This is a genomic window from Pseudotabrizicola sp. L79, from assembly GCF_036553525.1.
Classification (GTDB): domain Bacteria; phylum Pseudomonadota; class Alphaproteobacteria; order Rhodobacterales; family Rhodobacteraceae; genus Pseudotabrizicola.
The window spans coordinates 230,836-249,287 of record NZ_JAZHDA010000053.1; the positions used below are offsets into that span (position 1 = coordinate 230,836).

Annotated in this window: 20 protein-coding genes; 5 read left to right on the plus strand and 15 right to left on the minus strand. The window is 61.9% G+C overall.

Going from position 1 to position 18,452, the window contains the following annotated elements; all coding sequences use genetic code 11:
• The first annotated feature begins 72 nt into the window (after positions 1-72).
• On the plus strand, positions 73-1,104 hold the full coding sequence (gene hemE / locus V3C85_RS16035) for a uroporphyrinogen decarboxylase (protein WP_331796360.1): 1,032 nt from the start codon (positions 73-75) through the stop codon (positions 1,102-1,104).
• A 45-nt stretch (positions 1,105-1,149) separates the two neighbouring features.
• Here the strand turns inward: hemE and V3C85_RS16040 are convergent, their stop codons facing one another.
• Both V3C85_RS16040 and hemF read right to left on the minus strand, forming a co-directional pair.
• Positions 1,150-1,509, minus strand: coding sequence for a hypothetical protein (locus V3C85_RS16040; protein ID WP_331796361.1), 360 nt, complete (start codon positions 1,507-1,509; stop codon positions 1,150-1,152).
• Positions 1,510-1,628: 119 nt separating this feature from the next.
• Positions 1,629-2,492 carry an oxygen-dependent coproporphyrinogen oxidase gene (gene hemF, locus V3C85_RS16045; protein WP_331796363.1) on the minus strand — a complete coding sequence of 288 codons (864 nt, stop codon included), beginning with the start codon at positions 2,490-2,492 and terminating at the stop codon, positions 1,629-1,631.
• A 111-nt stretch (positions 2,493-2,603) separates the two neighbouring features.
• Between hemF and V3C85_RS16050 the strand changes: the two genes are divergently transcribed.
• Positions 2,604-3,005 (plus strand): hypothetical protein, encoded by a 402-nt coding sequence (locus V3C85_RS16050; protein ID WP_331796364.1) that lies wholly within the window; start codon positions 2,604-2,606, stop codon positions 3,003-3,005.
• A gap of 3 nt (positions 3,006-3,008) precedes the next feature.
• Here the strand turns inward: V3C85_RS16050 and V3C85_RS16055 are convergent, their stop codons facing one another.
• The 3 genes from V3C85_RS16055 to clpS are packed head-to-tail and all read right to left on the minus strand — an operon-like array spanning position 3,009 to position 5,164.
• A complete protein-coding gene (locus V3C85_RS16055) occupies positions 3,009-3,815 on the minus strand; it encodes an SDR family NAD(P)-dependent oxidoreductase (RefSeq protein WP_331796366.1) in 807 nt (268 codons plus the stop codon).
• A 16-nt stretch (positions 3,816-3,831) separates the two neighbouring features.
• A complete protein-coding gene (locus tag V3C85_RS16060; protein ID WP_331796368.1) occupies positions 3,832-4,821 on the minus strand; it encodes a class I SAM-dependent methyltransferase in 990 nt (329 codons plus the stop codon).
• A 22-nt stretch (positions 4,822-4,843) separates the two neighbouring features.
• A complete protein-coding gene (gene clpS, locus V3C85_RS16065; protein WP_331796812.1) occupies positions 4,844-5,164 on the minus strand; it encodes an ATP-dependent Clp protease adapter ClpS in 321 nt (106 codons plus the stop codon).
• Between the two features lie 163 nt (positions 5,165-5,327).
• On the opposite strand from clpS, the gene V3C85_RS16070 reads away from it, so the two are divergent.
• Positions 5,328-6,023 (plus strand): HAD family hydrolase, encoded by a 696-nt coding sequence (locus V3C85_RS16070; protein ID WP_331796369.1) that lies wholly within the window; start codon positions 5,328-5,330, stop codon positions 6,021-6,023.
• A gap of 178 nt (positions 6,024-6,201) precedes the next feature.
• Positions 6,202-8,031, plus strand: coding sequence for a serine hydrolase (locus V3C85_RS16075; protein ID WP_445942028.1), 1,830 nt, complete (start codon positions 6,202-6,204; stop codon positions 8,029-8,031).
• 82 nt (positions 8,032-8,113) lie between these two features.
• Here the strand turns inward: V3C85_RS16075 and ccoS are convergent, their stop codons facing one another.
• The 8 genes from ccoS to ccoN form a co-directional block, all read right to left on the minus strand.
• The gene (gene ccoS, locus V3C85_RS16080) at positions 8,114-8,272 is read right to left on the minus strand and encodes a cbb3-type cytochrome oxidase assembly protein CcoS (RefSeq protein WP_331796370.1); all 159 of its coding nucleotides are present in this window, start codon (positions 8,270-8,272) and stop codon (positions 8,114-8,116) included.
• Between the two features lie 2 nt (positions 8,273-8,274).
• Positions 8,275-10,491, minus strand: a complete 2,217-nt coding sequence (locus V3C85_RS16085) for a heavy metal translocating P-type ATPase (protein WP_331796371.1) — start codon at positions 10,489-10,491, stop codon at positions 8,275-8,277.
• Between the two features lie 3 nt (positions 10,492-10,494).
• A complete protein-coding gene (locus V3C85_RS16090) occupies positions 10,495-10,953 on the minus strand; it encodes a FixH family protein (RefSeq protein ID WP_331796372.1) in 459 nt (152 codons plus the stop codon).
• A gap of 1 nt (position 10,954) precedes the next feature.
• Positions 10,955-12,376, minus strand: a complete 1,422-nt coding sequence (ccoG, locus tag V3C85_RS16095; RefSeq protein WP_331796373.1) for a cytochrome c oxidase accessory protein CcoG — start codon at positions 12,374-12,376, stop codon at positions 10,955-10,957.
• A 374-nt stretch (positions 12,377-12,750) separates the two neighbouring features.
• A complete protein-coding gene (gene ccoP, locus V3C85_RS16100) occupies positions 12,751-13,617 on the minus strand; it encodes a cytochrome-c oxidase, cbb3-type subunit III (protein ID WP_445942029.1) in 867 nt (288 codons plus the stop codon).
• A gap of 19 nt (positions 13,618-13,636) precedes the next feature.
• Complete coding sequence (locus V3C85_RS16105; protein ID WP_331796376.1) at positions 13,637-13,855, minus strand: cbb3-type cytochrome c oxidase subunit 3; 219 nt, start codon at positions 13,853-13,855, stop codon at positions 13,637-13,639.
• A gap of 10 nt (positions 13,856-13,865) precedes the next feature.
• Positions 13,866-14,609, minus strand: a complete 744-nt coding sequence (gene ccoO / locus V3C85_RS16110; protein WP_331796378.1) for a cytochrome-c oxidase, cbb3-type subunit II — start codon at positions 14,607-14,609, stop codon at positions 13,866-13,868.
• A 15-nt stretch (positions 14,610-14,624) separates the two neighbouring features.
• The gene (ccoN, locus tag V3C85_RS16115; RefSeq protein ID WP_331796380.1) at positions 14,625-16,232 is read right to left on the minus strand and encodes a cytochrome-c oxidase, cbb3-type subunit I; all 1,608 of its coding nucleotides are present in this window, start codon (positions 16,230-16,232) and stop codon (positions 14,625-14,627) included.
• A gap of 206 nt (positions 16,233-16,438) precedes the next feature.
• Here ccoN and V3C85_RS16120 point away from each other — a divergent pair, with 206 nt between their 5' ends.
• Positions 16,439-17,284, plus strand: coding sequence for a universal stress protein (locus V3C85_RS16120; RefSeq protein WP_331796381.1), 846 nt, complete (start codon positions 16,439-16,441; stop codon positions 17,282-17,284).
• Here V3C85_RS16120 and V3C85_RS16125 read toward each other — a convergent pair whose 3' ends face one another.
• Positions 17,285-17,605, minus strand: a complete 321-nt coding sequence (locus tag V3C85_RS16125) for a DUF4087 domain-containing protein (RefSeq protein WP_331796382.1) — start codon at positions 17,603-17,605, stop codon at positions 17,285-17,287. It abuts the gene before it with no gap.
• A gap of 46 nt (positions 17,606-17,651) precedes the next feature.
• Positions 17,652-18,401, minus strand: coding sequence for a transcriptional regulator FnrL (gene fnrL, locus V3C85_RS16130; RefSeq protein WP_331796383.1), 750 nt, complete (start codon positions 18,399-18,401; stop codon positions 17,652-17,654).
• Positions 18,402-18,452: the final 51 nt, after the last annotated feature.

Genomic DNA, 18,452 nt, shown 5'->3' on the forward strand with positions numbered 1-18,452 from the left:
ACTGTCACGATGGCCTGACAACGCTTGACATTGCCCGCCCGGCAAAGGACGCATGGGGGAAAGGAGCATCCGATGACGAAAAAGACCATCCTGCGCGCACTTGCCGGCGAAACCCTAGCCACGCCGCCAATCTGGATGATGCGTCAGGCAGGCCGCTACCTGCCCGAATACCGCGCCACCCGCGCCCAGGCGGGCGACTTTTTGTCGCTGTGCTATAACCCTGATCTGGCCGCCGAGGTGACGCTGCAACCGATCCGCCGCTATGGCTTTGATGCGGCCATCCTGTTTGCCGACATCCTTTTGCTGCCGCAGGCGCTTGGCCCCAAGCTCTGGTTTGCCGAGGGCGAAGGCCCGCGTATGGAAACCACCACCACCATGGATCAGGTCAAGGCGCTGAAGCCGACCGAGGCGATTCACGATACCCTGTCGCCGGTCTATGAAACGGTGCGCATCCTGTCGCGCGAACTGCCACGCGACACCACGCTGATCGGCTTTGCCGGCGCGCCTTGGACCGTGGCCACCTATATGACCGCAGGTCGCGGCACCCCCGATCAGGCCCCCGCCCATGCCGTCAAGAACACCGACCGCGCCACCTTTCAGGCCCTGATCGACCGCCTGACAGAGGCGACCATCGAATATCTGTCAGCCCAGGTTCAGGCCGGGGCCGAGGTGGTCAAGCTGTTCGATTCCTGGGCCGGCTCGCTGAAAGGCGATGATTTCGAAGATTTCGCCGTCAAACCCGCCGCCCGCATCATCGCCGAGCTGAAAGCCCGCCACCCCGGCCTGCCCATCATCGCCTTCCCGCGTGAGGCAGGGAATGGCTATATCGGCTTTGCAAAGAAAACTGGTGCCGATTGCGTGGCGATCGACAATTCGGTCACGCCCGAATGGGCGGCGCAGAATGTGCAGAAAGATGGCTGTGTGCAGGGCAACCTTGCCTCGCACCATATGGTCACCGGCGGGCAAGATCTGATCGACGCCACCCGCCGCGTGGTGCAGGCCTTCCGCAACGGCCCCCATATCTTTAACCTGGGCCACGGCATCACCCCGGATGCCAACCCCGACAACGTGCAACTGATGATTGATACGGTGCGCGGGGCGTAAACTGCCCCCCCGCGCCCGGCGGCCCTGTCAGCCCTGTCAGCCCTGTCAGCCCACGAACATCTGGCCCAGCATCTCGCGCAAGGCGGCAACCGTTTCGTCTGCGTCCTCGCAGTCGGGGCCGATGCGAACCGACACCACTTTGGCCCAGCCGATATGTGCCACCGCTTCGGGCCGAATGCTGATGTCCAGGCCCTTGTCCGTCCGCGTCACCTGCGCGACGGCATCCTCGGCCCCCAAGGACTCGTCGCCCGCTTCAAACCAGATCGGCCCGCCAGTCAGCGCCTGACGAAACAGCACATAGGGTTCGTCCTCATCCTCGCCTTGGGCAAAACCGATGAACAGGAACCCGTCCTCATCATCTTCGACCACGCTGCCATAGGCCGCTTTCACCACGATATCGGCCATCACAGGCTTCCTTTGCATCTTTGCGCTGCGCACAGATCACCCTGTCACCCGCGCCCATTGTGCGAAAATCGCGTGACACGGATGCACCACGCAAAAACCAAGCGAACACTACGATAAATCTACGTCCATTTTGCAATGGGCGGCAGGCTCATCAGCACCGCATTGGCATCATGCCCGGTTTCCAGCCCGAACTTGGTGCCACGGTCATAGACAAGGTTGTATTCCGCATAAAGCCCGCGATGCACCAATTGCGCCTCGCGATCCGCCTCGGTCCAGGGCGTGTTCAGCCGCCGTTCCGTAACCGGCAGAAAGGCGGGCAAAAAGGCGCGGCCCACATCTTGGGTAAAGGCAAAATCCGCCTCCCAATCACCGGTGTGCAGGTCATCATAAAAGATCCCCCCCACCCCACGCGCCCGACCCCGATGCGGCACGAAAAAGTATTCATCCGCCCAAGCCTTGAATTTTGCGTAATAATTTTCGTCATGCGCATCGCAGGCCTGCTGCATCTGGGCATGGAAATGCACCGTATCCTCGTCATATTCCAGCGCCGGGTTCAGGTCGGCCCCACCCCCAAACCAACAGGCATGGGGCGTCCAGAACATGCGGGTGTTCATGTGAACAGCCGGGCAATGCGGGTTCTGCATATGGGCCACAAGACTGATTCCACTGGCCCAAAAGCGCGGGTCGCTGTCCATCCCCGGCACCCCCCGCGCGGCCATCGCCTTTTGTGCGCGCGCGCCCAGGGTGCCATGCACTTCGGACCAGTTCACCCCGACCTTTTCAAAGACCACACCCCCCCGCATCACCGACATGATCCCCCCCCCACCACCATCGGCGCGGCTGGTGGGCGTCACTTCAAAACGGCCAGCGTTTTCAGGGTCTTGGCGGGTTTCCAACGCCTCAAATGCGGCCACGATCTGGTCACGCAGACTGCAAAACCAACCGGCAGCACGGGTTTTGCGGGCGTCGAAATCCTCGGTCATCGGGGCGGTTCCTCCTTGGGCTTTGGGCCATGCGTAACACCGCCAAAGCCCTACGCCAACATGGCATTTGCCGATGGCCTTGCTATACTTGCCCCAACAAAAGGAAAGCCCATGACCCGCGGCCTCATTCTTCTCCCGCTGCTCTTGCTTGGATGCGGCACCCCACAAGAACGCTGCATCCAGCGCGAAACACGCGATCTGCGCACGGTTGAACGGCTGATTGCCGAAACGCAGGCGAATCTGGATCGTGGCTATGCGATCGAAGAGGTCACGGTCTGGCGCACCCGCTGGGTGGCCTGCCCCAGACAACCCACAGTCGCCCTGCCCGAGGGCGCAATCCCCCCACGGCCCCAGATGTGCCTTGACGATGAACCGGAAACCGTCAAGCGCCCCAAAGCCATCAATCTGGCGGATGAACGGGAAACGCTGGCCGGATTGCAGGAAAAACGGGCCGATCTGATGCGGGCCGCCACGCCGGCAATCGCCCAGTGCAAGGCGACCTACCCGGAATAGCGATCAATAGGCCGGAACAGTCACCCGGTCCAGCAAGCTGCGCCCCCCATCGACCGAAAGCACCTGCCCGGTCATGAAACTTGACGCATCCGAGGCCAGAAACTGCATGGTTTCGGCCAGTTCGTCCGGCGCCGCGATCCGGCCCAAGGGGGTGCCGCCGACAATCGCGGCCCGGCTCTCGGGCGCGTCTTTCAGGGCCGCTTGCAGGCTGGCGCTCATGACTGAACCAAACGACAATGCGTTGACGCGTATCCCCTTGGGCGCAAGGGCCACGGCCAGCGTGCGGGTCATCTGCTCAACCGCGGCGGATGACATCGAATAGGCCAAAAGTTCGGGCTGGGTATGGCACCCGGCAATCGACGACAGGTTGATGATCGTGCCAATCGGGCCTTCGGTGCCCTGTTTCTCGGCCTGCGCAATCATCCGCCGCGCCGTCATCTGCGACAGGCGCAGGCTGGTCAGCACATTCTCTTGCCACAGGTTTTCAACCGCGTCTTCCTCGGGGTTCAGCGGATCAGACGTGGCCCAACGACGGCTGGCATTGACCAGAATATCCACCCGGTCAAAGGCATCAATGGTGGCCGAAAGCAGGTTGGCAATCGTCAGCTTTTGCCGCAAATCGCCCGCAAACATCCGCGCGGCGCGCTCTGCCCGCGCCTCTTCGCCGACAGCGGCCTCTAGCGCCGGTTCGTCAATATCGGCGAACATCACATTCGCGCCCTTGGCCAGAAAATGCCGCGCCACGGCCAGACCAATGCCCTTGGCTGCCCCCGTCACGATGGCGGTCTTGCCAGTAATCGAAAACGACATGTCAGCAGTCCTTTGGTCAGCGCGTCTTGATCGGGTGGCTGGCACGGGTCAGCCGAAAAGCGGAATCGCCGCCAATATCTTCCACCTGCCGGAACAGCGTGGGCAAGGCGGCAGCATAGGGCAAGTGCCGGTTCGCCACCAGCCACAGGGTGCCATCTGGCACCAACATGCCCGCAGCCGCCCGCAAAAAGGCAAGGCCAAGGCCGGGGTCTGCCTCACGCGCGGTGTGGAACGGGGGGTTCATCACCACCGAATGGGCCGGGCGCAGCGGCTTGAAGCTGCGCGCATCGGCCCAATGAAAGCGCACCCGCGCATCTTCGCCCAGATTGGCGCGCGCGCAATCCAGCGCATCATGCTCGGCCTCGACCACATCAAGTTCGGTCACCGAGGGGCGTTCCAGAATATGGCGCGACAGAAAGCCCCAGCCAGCACCAAGGTCAATCACCCGTGCCCCCAGCTTTTCCGGCAAGGCCGCCGCCAGCAGCACCGACCCCCGGTCGGGGCCATCGGCAGAAAAGACGCCGGGCACGGTTTGAAAGCCCCCCTCGATCAGATGGGGCTTGGCTTCCCAGCCATGCAGGGCGGGGCCAGCCTGCACCACGAAAATCTTGCCATGCGCCTTGGACAGGGGGCCAGCCACCTGCAAACCCAAGGCCCGGCAATCCTTTAGCATGCTGTCGATGCCATCGGTCTTTTGCCCGTCGATGGCCACCGGGCCACCCGGCGTGACCTCGGCCATGGCGCGGGCCACTGTGGCGCGGGCGGCATCGCGTGACCGGGGCAAGCACACCAGTGCCGCCGCATAGGGCAGGCCGTTGCCCATCCGATAGCCGCGGGCCGAGAACCAGTCGGCATCGGGGCGAAACCCCGTCACGATCTGGGCCCGGCTGATCGACAGGGCGGCAAAATCATCGCCCTCACGCGGGCGATAAATGGCAATGTCGCCCTCGGGCGGCGGCGTAAAGACCTTGGTTTCCAAGGCCATATCAAGGCGGGCTGATCGCATGGTCTGCGGAACGGCGCGGGGCCTATTCCTTCTCCATCGTGCATTGCAGGGGGTGTTGATGGCGGCGCGCGAAATCCATCACTTGCGCCACCTTGGTTTCGGCCACTTCGAACGAAAACACCCCCACCACGGCAAGCCCCTTTTTGTGGACTGTCAGCATGATGTCAAAAGCCTGGGCATGGTTCAGGCCAAAGAACCGTTCCAGCACATGAACGACGAATTCCATCGGGGTGTAATCATCATTCAGCAGCATCACCTTATACATCGGCGGGCGCTGCGTCTTGGATTTGGTCTTGGTCAGAATGCCCGTGTCATCGCCCGGGCCATCGGTCTTGTCCGACATGCTGAAGGGGAAATGGGTCACAGGATCAGCCCTTTGCTGCGATGGATTCGAATGGTTGGCGTTGCTGCGCAATATAGCGGCTTTTGGCTGCGGGGAAAGGGGCGTGGCCAAAAGCTTGCGACAGAAGCGTAAACAGGCCATGAAACACGGCAGGAGAGACACCATGACCCTGACCACCATCGGCTTTGATGCAGACGATACCCTTTGGCAGAACGAAACCTTTTTTCGCCTGACCCAAGACCGGTTTACCGACCTGTTGGCCGATTATGCGGGCCAAGACCACCTGCATGACCGGCTGCTGGCCGCCGAACGGCGCAATCTGGGCCATTACGGTTTTGGCGTCAAAGGCTTTACCCTGTCGATGATCGAAACCGCGATCGAGGTGACAGAGGGCCGGGTGCCCGCGCGCGTAATTTCCGAAATCATGGCCGCCGGGCGCGACATGCTGGCCCACCCGATCGAACTGCTGCCCCATGCCCAGGCGGCGGTGCAGGCGCTGGCCGCCAGCCACAAGGTGCTGCTGATCACCAAAGGCGATCTGCTGGATCAGGAACGCAAGCTGGCGCAATCGGGCTTGGGCGATCTGTTCCACGGGGTAGAAATCGTGTCTGACAAGAAACCCGTCGTCTATGCCCAGATCTTTGCCCGCCATGGCACAGATCCGGGTCAGGCGATGATGGTGGGCAACTCGATCAAATCCGATGTTCTGCCGGTTCTGGATGTTGGCGGTTGGGGCGTTCATGTGCCGCATGGCATCACTTGGGCGCTGGAACAGGCCGACGCGCCCTTGGGTCACCCCCGGTTCATCGAGATTGCCGACCTTGGGGCCCTGCCCGATCTTGTGGCGGAATTCGGCTGATCTACCAGTGATAGGCGGCACCTTGCCAGTGTTGCCAGTTTTGCAACAGCTTTAGCTCTTTGCGCAAAACCATTGATAAATCCGGGTTTTATCGAATCTGATGCCGTGCTAGCGTTGACGCTGAACAAGCCCCACCAAAAATAATCGGGGCGGTCGAGGCAGAGCAAGGATCAGCGGTGTGAATACGCTTTTAGGGCAAATTGTCCGCAATTTTCTATGTCTGTTCGCCATTGTGGTGGTGGCGGCATGCTCCTCTCCCCAGCCCTCGGGCGCGGCCCCCTTTGCGGCCTTTGTGCAAGATGCGCGCACCGGCGAGGTGTTGTTGTCTGACAATGCCGACACCCGCCTGCACCCGGCCTCGCTGACCAAGATGATGACGTTGTATATCGCGTTCGAGGAAATCGAGCGCGGCAATATCAGCCTTGATACACTGATCACCGTTTCCCAGAATGCGGCGTCGAAACCGCCGTCGCGGCTTGGCCTGAAGGCGGGGCAGAAAATCGCCCTGCGCTATCTGATCCGTGCCGCTGCGATCAAATCGGCCAACGATGCCGCATCGGCCATCGGGGATGCCATCGGCGGCGACGAGGCCCGCTTTGCCGCCCGCATGACACGCACCGCCAAGGCCCTTGGCATGAAGAACACCACCTTCAAGAACGCAAACGGCCTGACCGCCAATGGCCACCTGTCTACCGCGCGCGACATGACAACGCTGGGCCGCCGCCTGTTCTATGATTATCCGCAATATTACAACATCTTCTCGCGCCGCACGACCGATGCCGGCATGACGCAGGTGCGCAACACCAACACCCGGTTTCTGGATGCCTATAAAGGTGCCGATGGCATCAAGACCGGCTATACCGTGGCCGCAGGCTTTAACCTGACCGCTTCGGCCGAGAGGGATGGCGTCCGCATCATTGCCACGGTGTTCGGCGGCCCGTCGACCGCAGGCCGCAATGCCAAGATGGCCGAACTGCTTGACCTTGGTTTCCGCCGCGCGCCCAAGAACGCCCCGGTCAAGGCCCCCGCCGCCCCCTCGTATCAGGCGGATGAGGAAAACGCGCTGGTGGCCCAAGCCGATGGCCTGCCCGAAGTTGAAGGCGGCGCCGCCAAGACGATTCGCCTGCAAACCGCCGTTGCCACATCGCCGCGCCCGCTGGCCCGCCCGTCGGCGGCCAAGATCGCCGCCGCAACCGAGGCCGTGGCCGCCATTCAAGACGACATCGCCGCCGCACTGGCCGAAGCCACTGGCGCGCCGGCCCCTGCGGGCACGCTGGATGCGCAAGCCGCCGATATGGCTGTCGAACTGGCCGAGGCCCCCGAACAAGCCCAACCTGACCAAGCCCCGATTGACGCGGTCACCGAGGTGGTCGCTGCCCTGCCGCGCCCCCCGGCCCGCCCGGACGAACTGGCCAGCGTCGAGGACAGCCCCGCCGTCGCAGCGGATGACACCGATCTGTCTCTGGCCGCCAACGAAGATACGACAGAACCCGAAGAGCTGATGGCCGAGGCCCCGGTGGATCAGGCCATCGAGCTGGCCCTTGCCCCACAACCCGAACCCGGCACGCTGGATGCACAGGCCACGGCGCTGATTGCAGACCCCACGCTGGACGCACAGGCCGAGGCTTTGGCCGAAATGCCGATTTCCGAAGTGGCGCAAGTCGCCGCAGTGGCCCCGCCCAAGCGCAACGCCCCGATCTTTGACAGCGTCGCCCCTTCGGGCCCGCTGCCGCCTGAATCCGCACCGCAAGTCATCCGCCTGTCCACGTCAAACGCCCGGCATTTCGGCGTGAATCTGGGCAAGTTCAATTCCCGCAGCGAGGCAGAGCGCATCTTGCTGAAGACCCAGCTTGCCGAAAGCTCGACCCTGAACGAAGGGCTGCGCAAAGTGGTGCAGCGCGGTGGGGCGTGGCATGCGAATTTCATGGGCCTGACCCAGGATCAAGCCGACCTTGCCTGCCGCAGGCTGCAAGCGCGCGGCACTCAATGCTTTACGCTGGCCCCCTGATCGGGCCAGCCAACCGCCCCACCCAACAAAAAGCCCCCGGCAACGGCGTTGCGGGGGCTTTTCTTTTGGGGCAACCAACCGCTCAGGGCTTGGGGTGGTCGTCGTAATCCTTGGTCAGAATGCGGTTTGCATCCCCCTCGGGGTCATCGAACTGCCGCGTCTTCATGGCCCAGACAAAGGCCAACAGGCCAATGCCCCCCAGAAACAACGAAACGGGAATGAGGATTCCTAGAATTTCCATATCTATTTCAACCGCAATGCATTCAGCGAAACCGTGATCGACGACAGTGACATGGCCAAAGCCGCCGCCAGCGGTGTTGCCATCCCGACAAGGGCCAAGGGCACCGCCACCACGTTATACAGTGCCGAGATGCCAAAGTTTTCCCGAATACGCCGCGTCGATTGCCGCGAGATCCGCACCGCATCCCCGATCACGGCCATATCCTGCCCCAAAAGCACGATGTCAGACGCCACCCGCGCCGCATCCAGCGCCGAGGCGGGCGAAATCGACACATGGGCGGCGGCAAGGGCCGCTGTGTCGTTCAGCCCATCCCCCACCATCAGAACGCGGTGGCCTTGCCCGGTCAGCTCTGCCACCAAGGCCGCCTTTTCGGCGGGCAGGGCCCCGGCCACCCAGTCGTCAATACCCAAGCGCCCGGCCAGATCGCGCACCGCGCCTTCGACATCACCCGAAATCAGCCGCACCGCCATGCCCTGACGGCGCAAATCGGCCACGGCCTGTTCGGCCCCCGGCCGCAGCCTGTCGGCAAAGGTAAAGGCGCGCGGCTTCCCGTCGCCGGTGCACAGATAGGTCGCCGTCACATCCAGCGCCTGCCCCCCGCACCACCCCGCACGGCCAAGCCGCACGCGCTGGCCCTTCCACTGGCCCTCGATGCCATAGCCCGGCACTTCCCGAATATCCTCAACCCGTGCAGGCTTGATGCCCGCCGCCCGCGCCGCTTCGGCCAATGCCATGGCCAGCGGATGCGACGACGCCCCCGCAAGCGCCAGGGCCACCTCGACCGCCGGGCCGGGGTGATCGGCCAGATTGGTCGGCTGAGGTGCGCCCATGGTCAGGGTGCCGGTCTTGTCAAACACCACCACATCCACTTCGGCCAGCCGTTCCAGCGCAGTGCCATCCTTGATCAGCAGGCCCTTGCGGAACAACCGCCCCGACGCCGAGGTAACAACCGCAGGCACCGCCAACCCAAGCGCACAGGGGCAGGTGATGATCAGCACCGCCGCCGAGATATTCACCGCATACCGCAGATCGCCGCCGGTTTTCCACATCCAGAACCCAAAGGCGCTGAACGACAACAGATGCACCAGCGGCGAATACCACGCCGCGGCCCGTTCGGCCAAACTGGTGTATTTCGTGCGCGCGCTTTCGGCCACGGCCACCAGATCGGCCATCCGGTGCAGGCTGCTGTCTTTGCCCGCCGCCGTCACCCGCAGGGTCAGAGGGCCGGTCAGATTGACCTCACCCGCCGAAACCACGCCGCCCGGCCCGCCATAAACCGGCAGGCTTTCGCCCGTCAGCACGGATCGGTCAATTTCACTGGTGCCGTCAACGATCACACCATCAACAGGCATCCGCCCACCGGGGCGCACGCGCACCAATTCGCCCACGATCACATCCGAAATGCTGACCGTCACCTCTTGCCCGTCGCGCAGAACCACGGCGCGCGGCACCTCCAGCGCGGCCAGTTCTTCGGCTGCCGAGCGCGCCACAGCACGGGTGCGGTGATCCAGATACCGCCCCAGCAACAAGAAAAACGTCAGCATCACCGCCGCATCGAAATAGGCATGATGCCCCGAAGCCCAAGTCTCGAACAGGCTGATGCTTGACGCCAGAATCAGCGCCAGCGAGATCGGCACATCCATCCCCAACCGCCCGGCCCGCAAACTGCGCCAGGCGCTTTTGAAAAATGGCTGGCCGGAAAACACCACCGTCGGCAGCGCAATGCTGGCCGAAATCCAGTGAAACAGATCGCGCGTCACGCCTTCGGCCCCCGACCAGACGGCCACCGACAGCAACATCACATTCATCATCGAAAAGAACGCCACCCCCAGCCGCATCAGCAGGTCACGCCCCTGCCGATCCGTTTCGGTGGCGCTCAGCAATCCGGGGTCCAGCTCATGCGCCTCATAGCCGACACCAGCCGCCGCCTGCACCAGATCGGCGGCCGTCACCTGCGACTCGGCCTCGACCGAAACGCGCTTCAGCGTCAGGTTCACCCGGGCCGATTTCACCCCCGGCACGGCCATCATGGCATGTTCAACCGTGCTGATGCACACCGCGCAATGCGCCTGTGGCAGCGACAAGATCAGCCGGGCATCGCGATGCGCCGCCGCTTCGGCAGCGATCCGTGCCGCCGACGGGGCCGCAACACAGGCCGGGCAGGCCGAAATGCCCCCGCCCCCCATCTCGCCCGGATCAACCGGTCCTGCCACAGACATGGATCAGCCTCTCACAAAGAAATCGACACGCTGTTCAAACAGGGTGCCATCGGTGGACAGCGCCTCGATCTTCAACAGCCACTTGCCCGGCCCCAGTTTCGCATCGGCCTCCCAGGCACCCGCCACAGGAACGAAATCGGGGGTCTGGTCTTCACGCGCTTCGGTCGTGCGGCCAAGCAGTCCCTTCAGGGCAGCCACATCGGCAGGGGCACCGGTGGCATCCGTCAGATCAACCACCAACCGCCCCGTTGACGGGTTATAGCTGTGCGCCATGGTCCACCCCAGCGACTGCTGGGCGCTGCGGCGGGCATCAAAGCCCTGACTGGCCACGTAGGAATTCTGCACCTCCAGCCCCGGAAAGGTGCTGATGGCCTTATAGGCCATCAACACATTCACCCCGATGATCACCCCAAAGGCACCAACCGTGAACAGCAAGACGTGTCGCCCGGTAATCTCTGCCATGTTACTGCCCTTTTCCGTTAAAGATGGTGTCTTTATGCACGCGCTCGCTGGCGTCCATATCCTCGACCCACAGACGCAGGGCCGTGCGGTCGCTGGTGGCCGCCGTGCTGCCCGGCGCTGCCAGCACATAAACCCGCTGCTCCAGCGTCTCATTGGCCGGAACCAGAACCCGCAACTCATCCGTGCCTTCCAAAGCAATCCTGAAATCCGCGTCCGAGGTCAATGACACATGGAAATAGCGGTCATCGCCATGCTTGTTGCGCAGCCGCAGATCATAGGTGTTGCGAATGGTGCCATCCGACAGCGTCACAAAGGTGGGGTTGCGCACGGGCGTTACGTTCACGTCAATCTCGGTCCGCAGGAACAAGGCCACGACAAGCCCAACCCCGACCGCCGCCCAAAGCGTGGTATACATGATCGTCCGCAGCCGGAACACATGCTTCCAGACCGATTTCGGCTCGCTGCCAGCCCGTTCGGCCGTTTCGTCGGTCAGCGCCAGATAGCCGATCAGGCCCCGCGGCTTGCCGATCTTGTCCATGATGTCATTGCAGGCATCAATGCACAGGCCACAGGTGATACAGGCCAGCTGCTGGCCATCCCGGATGTCGATCCCCATCGGGCAGACGTTGACGCAGGCCTTGCAGTCGATGCAATCGCCATGGCCTTCGACGCCTTGCTTGCCGCGCGGCTCTCCGCGCCATTCACGATAGCCGATGGTGATGGTGTCTTCATCCATCATCGCGGCCTGAATCCGCGGCCAGGGGCAGGCATAAATGCAGATCTGTTCGCGCGCGAACCCGCCAAAGGCAAAGGTCGTCGCCGTCAGAACCAGCATCGTCAGATAGGCAATCGGATGCGCCTGACCCGTGACCAGATCAACCAGCAGCGTGGGCGCATCGGTGAAATAAAAGATCCACGCCCCGCCCGTTGCCAGGGCGATCAGAAACCACAGCGTCCATTTCAAGCCATTCTTGCGGATCTTCTCGGCATCCCATTTCTGGCGATGCAGGCGGATGCGGGCATTCCGATCCCCCTCGACCCAGCGTTCCACCAGAATGAACAGATCGGTCCACACGGTCTGCGGGCAGGCATAGCCACACCACACCCGGCCCGCCGCACTGGTGAACAGGAACAACCCCAGCCCCGCCATGATCAGCAGGCCCGCGACAAAGTAAAACTCATGCGGCCAGATTTCGATCATGAAGAAAAAGAACCGCCGGTTCGCCATATCAATCAAAACCGCCTGATCAGGCAGGTTCGGCCCCCGGTCCCAGCGGATCCACGGGGTCAGATAGTAGATACCCAGCGTCACCGCCATGATCCACCATTTCAGATTGCGGAACTGACCCTTGACCCGGCGCGGGAAAATAGGCTCACGCGCGGCGTAAAGGCTTTCGGGTTGGCTTGGTTCAGGCGTGCTCACGGACTCACTCCGATTTCAAATTCATTTCAGTGTTCTGCACTGCCAACCCGGCCCCGGCTTTGACCTGTATCAAAATGCACATCGTTGATACGAGTTTACTTTGCCTTCCGCCCCAACAACATGGGCGCGAAGTGTCACAGCCGCCGAAAAAAGGGGGGGGGTAAACACCGGCGCCTTCAGGAAACGCGCGAACAGGAGAAGGCACCGGTGCTGGCCAAGCCCGTAGGCTGGTCACAGGCACTAAAGCCGCACCCGGCGCCCGCGTCCTTGACCTGAATCAACCGCCCCGGGCCCAGCCATTTTGTCGCAGCCCCCCCGACATGCCAAAGGGCCCAAGGTTTCCCCCAGGCCCCCGGCTGATCTTGGGTCAGAGGTTACTGACCACCACCCCGGCTGTGAACATACAGCGCCACGGCGCGGATCTCATCCTCGCTCAGACGTTCGTTCCAGTTCGGCATCACGCCGAAACGGGCGTTCACAACGGTATAGGTGATCGCTTCGCGCGAACCGCCATACAGCCAGATCGCATCCGACAGTTTCGGTGCCCCTTGCGCCGGATCGCCCGAGCCGTCTTCCATGTGACAGGCCGCGCAATTATCAAGGAAAACCGTCTCACCAGCCGCGGCCAGTGTGGCGTCATGCTCTTGGCCCGAAAGCTTCAGCACATATTCCACCACTTCGTCGATCTGCGGCTTTTCCAGCAATTCATCGGCACCAAACCGCGGCATCTCTGAATAGCGGGCATCATCATCGGTGGTGTTGCGAATGCCGTGGGTGATGGTCAGGTGGATATTCTCGATATCCCCGCCCCACAGCCAATCGTCATCCAGAAGGTTCGGATAGCCCTTGCCTTCCACCCCAGCCGCACCCGACCCGTGGCACTGTGCGCAATTGGTGCGGAACACAGCCGCCCCGGCACGTTCGGCAAAGCCCATCAGATCGGGATTGTCCGAAACCGTCGTCAGATCGGCCTCAACCAACTGCTGCTTGATCGCAGCATTGGCATCGTCGAACCGCTTGATCTCTACCGCCACATCGGCGCGGGTCGAGGCCCCAAGCAGCCCCGGCGTGGCCTTGGTGATCAAGGGCCAGGCCGGATAGGCGATCGAATAGCCGATGCCCCAGACGATACAGGCGTAGAACACCCAGACCCACCAGCGCGGCAAGGGGTTGTTATACTCCTCGATGCCGTCCCATTCGTGGCCGGTGGTTTCCACCTCGCCCTTCTTCGCGGGCGTCACTCTCTTGGCGCACATCGTCTTACGCCTCCTTGGCTTTGCTGGGCAGGCCAGCGGGCTTCACTCGGCCGGCATCGCCAGCGGGTTTCGTGTCGTTGCGAAAGATGGCATTGGCCGCTTCGTCATGGGCCTTCCGGCTGCCCGGCCGCCAGATCCAGACGCACACGCCCAGAAACACGGTGAACAGCGCCAAAAGCATCCAGCTGTCGGCAAATTCCCTTAGCAAGCTATAGGTTTCCATCGCGCCCCCCTTACCGGCTGGCGTCTGGGGTAAAGGTCGAGAAATCGACCATCGTGCCCAGAACCTGGATATAGGCGATCAGCGCATCCATCTCGGTCAGCGCGGGCTGACCATCAAAGTTGCGCACGTTGATGGCATTGCCAAACACCGCTTCGCCATACCGCTCTTGCAAGCCATCGCTATCGGCATTGGGGTCAGCCTGCGAGGTGAAATCGGCAACCGCATTCTCCATCATCTCGTCGGTATAGGGCACACCAACAATCCGATGGGTGGACATCACGTCCTGAATGTAACGGCCGTCGATCACCTTGCTGGCCAAAAAGCCATAGGGCGGCATCACCGATTCCGGCACAACCGACTTGGCATCATAAAAGTGGTCCTGATGCCATTCGTCCGAATACCGGCCACCGACGCGGGCCAGATCCGGCCCGGTCCGCTTGGACCCCCACTGGAACGGGTGGTCATACATCGACTCAGCCGCAAGGCTGTAGTGGCCATAGCGCTCCACCTCATCGCGCATCGGGCGGATCATCTGGCTGTGACAGCCATAGCAGCCCTCGCGGATATAGATGTCACGTCCCGCCAGCTCCAGCGGGGTGTAGGGGCGCACCCCTTCCACCTTTTCGATCGTGTTATCCAGATAGAACAGCGGCACGATCTGCACCAAACCGCCAATCGTCACAACCAGGAACGACAGCACCAGCAGCAGCGTGGCATGCGTTTCAATTGCCTTGTGTTTGTCAAGGAAAGCCATGTTGCGTCCCCTTCCTTATTCTGCCGGAACGGCGTTGTTGGCGTTGACGGCCGCTTTGGCCGGCTGTGCCTTCACCGTCATCCAGAGGTTATAGGCCATGATCAGCGCACCGCTCAGATACATCGTCCCACCCAAAGCGCGCACCACATACATCGGGAACTTGGCAGCCACCGTGTCGGCAAAGGCGTTCACAAGGAAGCCGTTGGCATCCACTTCGCGCCACATCAGGCCTTCCATGATGCCGGTGACCCACATGGCCGAGGCATAAAGAACGATCCCGATCGTTGCCAACCAGAAGTGCCAGCTGACCATTTGCAGGCTGTAAAGCCGCTCACGGTTCCACAGACGCGGCACCAGGAAATACAGCGCCCCAAAGGTGATCATGCCATTCCAGCCAAGTGCGCCAGAGTGAACGTGACCAATGGTCCAGTCGGTATAGTGCGACAGGCTGTTCACGGCCTTGATGCTCATCATCGGGCCTTCAAAGGTGGACATGCCGTAAAAGCCGACCGAAACCACCATCATGCGGATGATCGGGTCGGTGCGCAGCTTGTCCCAGGCACCCGACAGCGTCATCAGGCCGTTGATCATGCCACCCCAGGACGGCATCCACAGAATGACCGAGAACACCATACCCAGCGTGCCAGCCCAGTCAGGCAAAGCCGTGTAGTGCAGGTGGTGCGGACCAGCCCAGATATACAGGAAGATCAGCGCCCAGAAGTGAATGATCGACAGCTTATAGCTATAGACCGGACGTTCAGCCTGCTTGGGCACAAAGTAATACATCATGCCAAGGAAACCGGCGGTCAGGAAAAAGCCCACAGCGTTGTGGCCATACCACCACTGGATCATGGCATCCTGCACACCGCTGGTCACCTGCACCGATTGCGACCCGAAGATCGACACCGGAATGGCCATGTTGTTGACCAGGTGCAGCATGGCAATCGTCACGATGAACGACAGCAAGAACCAGTTGGCCACATAGATATGGGGCTCTTTGCGCTTCAGGATCGTGCCCATGAAGACCACAAGGAAGGCCACCCAAACCACGGTGATCCACCAGTCGATATACCAGACCGGCTCAGCATATTCGCGCGATTGGGTGCCGCCCAGAATATAGGACGATGCCGCCAGAACGATCATCAGGTTCCAGCCCCAGAAGACGAACCACGCCAGATTGCCGCCCCAAAGGCGGGCAGCGGTGGTGCGCTGGACGATATAGAAGGTGGACATGATCAGCGCATTGCCGCCAAAGGCAAAGATCACCGCACTGGTGTGCAGCGGGCGCAGCCGCCCAAAGTTGCCAATACCTTGCAGCGCCTCAAAGTTCAGCCACGGCCAGGCAAGCTGGCTGGCGATGATGACGCCGACCAGAAAGCCGACGACACCCCAGAACGTGGTGGCAATCACGCCTGCGCGCACCACACCGTCCATATATTCATTGTTGTTCAAGGCCAGCTTAGGCTCGCCCATGCCACGCAGCACCACCACAAAGACAATGGCGGCGGCCAGCATGACTTCGACCGCGTTGACCAGATAGGCCAGATCGCGGGCGTAGTTGGCAGCAATCGCGGCAGCCACCGCAATCACCCCAAGCACGACCAGTTTCAAGTAATCCCACATATTGCGTCCCTTCGTCTATGGCTGATTCGCCCCACGATTCGCCTCGTGGTTCGTTCGCACACTATTCGACATACTGCTTGTGCGGCAGTGCGGCACGAAAGGCCTTGATCCATGTCAATAAATTCACACCCCATTCTTGACCAAGGTCAATGTGATGGCGGTTTCACGGGCTTACACTGCCTTCGATGCAATTCAAGGAGGCAAGCATGGCCTATAAATCGATCCTCACGGTCGCCACAAATGCCGCGCAGATTCCCCTGTCGGTTCCGGGTGCCGCCCGCATTGCCGAAGCTAATGATGGCCATCTCGACATCCTGGCCCTTGGCGTTGATCGCACGCAGATCGGATATTCCTATGTCGGTTCGGGCGCGGTCATGATGCAGGTGTCGCTGGAACGGGCTGAAACTGACGCGCGCGACCTGGAAAAAGCCGCGCTCGCCGCCATCAAGGCCGAAGAGCTGGACCTGCGCGCCAGCACCGAGGCCGCCGTCGCCCAACTGGGCGCCCTGGCCGAACTGGTCGCCCAGCGCGCACGCTTTGCCGATCTGGTGGTTCTGGCCCGCCCCTATGGCAATGACCAGGGCCCCGAGGCCGAAGCCGTTGTCGAAGCCGCGATGTTCGAAGGCCAGGCCCCGGTTCTGGTTCTGCCCGCCAAGGGGCTGGCCACCGCCACGCCCAAGACCATCGTCATCGCCTGGAACCAAAGCCGCGAGGCGATGAACGCCGTCCGCCGCGCCCTGCCCCTGCTGAAATCAGCCGATCTGGTTGATATCACCGTGGTCGATCCGCCCAGCCACGGCCCCGAACGCTCGGATCCGGGGGGACTGCTGTGCCAGATGCTGGTGCGCCACGGGGTGCGGGCCGAGGTTTCGGTGCTGGCCAAAACCCTGCCCCGCGTGTCGGATGTGCTGGCCCGCCATCTGCGCGACCGCAATGCCGATATGATGGTGATGGGCGCCTATGGCCATTCGCGCTTTCGCGAGGCCATTCTGGGCGGCGCCACCCGCAACATGCTGGAACAGGCCGAAGTGCCCGTCCTGATGGCGCATTGATCAGCCGCTGGCCTCTGGCAAGGCCGGGTCGCGCGCACAGCGCGACAGCGGCAGGGGCTTCAACTCGTGTACTTCAAGAATTCGGCCCGATCCTACCGGGCCGAATTCCCCCTGAATGCAGGCACAACCGTAACCATAGGCCCCATTCACAATCACCCAAGCCGACCCGAAATCGAACGACGCCCGAGGAAGGTCGGCAAAGCCCTTTGCCTCCAATCCGGGGCTGGCAATCGTCCATTCCCCATCGGCATCTGTCAGAAAATGGGTCTTTGGTCTGGGATTTTCATACCAGCCACAGCGCAACTCATCTTCTGCTGCCATGGCGGCGTTGCATGCACCACCCGCCACCACGCAAAATGCGAAAAGCCTAGACCAAGAAGCCGCCATCGCTGTCATCACCTGTTTCTTCCAGCAGCACGTCAAAATCGGGCACAACGATATGCCGCTTGCCCTCCAGCTCGATGATGCCATCCTTTTTCAGCGCGCTCATCTGGCGGCTGACGGTTTCCAGCGTCAGGCCCAGATAATCGGCCATTTCCTCACGCGTCAGGGGCAGGTCAAACACCAAAGACCCCTGCGCCGCCCGCAACTTCAGGCTGGCATCCCGCCGCGCGATGATCGACAGCAGGCTGGCGATCTTTTCCCGCGCCGTCTTGCGGCCCAACAGCAGCATCCACTCTCGCGCGGCATCCAGTTCATCCAGCGTCATCTCCAGCAAACGCTGCGCCACATGCGGGGTCTGGGCCATCATTTCTTCAAACGGCTTGCGGCGGAAACAGCACATCACCAGATCGGTGGTCGCGGTCACATCATAGGCCGCCGTCGCGCGCCCCGGCCGGCCCACGAAATCCGATGGCAACAACAGCCCCACCATCTGGCGGCGGCCATCCTCCATCGTCTGGGTCAGCGTGGCGATCCCGGTCACGACCGAGGCCACAAAATCCATGCGGTCGCCCGACCAGATGATCGTCTGCCCAGCCTGATAGCTGCGGTAATACTTGATCTGCTCCAGCCGCTGCAATTCATCCGACTCACACCGGGCGCAAACAGCGCGGTGACGGATGGGGCATTCAGCACAATCGTGAACCAATGTCGCCAGGTCATGCGGAGGTGTCATGATCTGCCTTTCTTCGCTTGATCTGCATCAAAGGCAGATCCCGTTTCAATG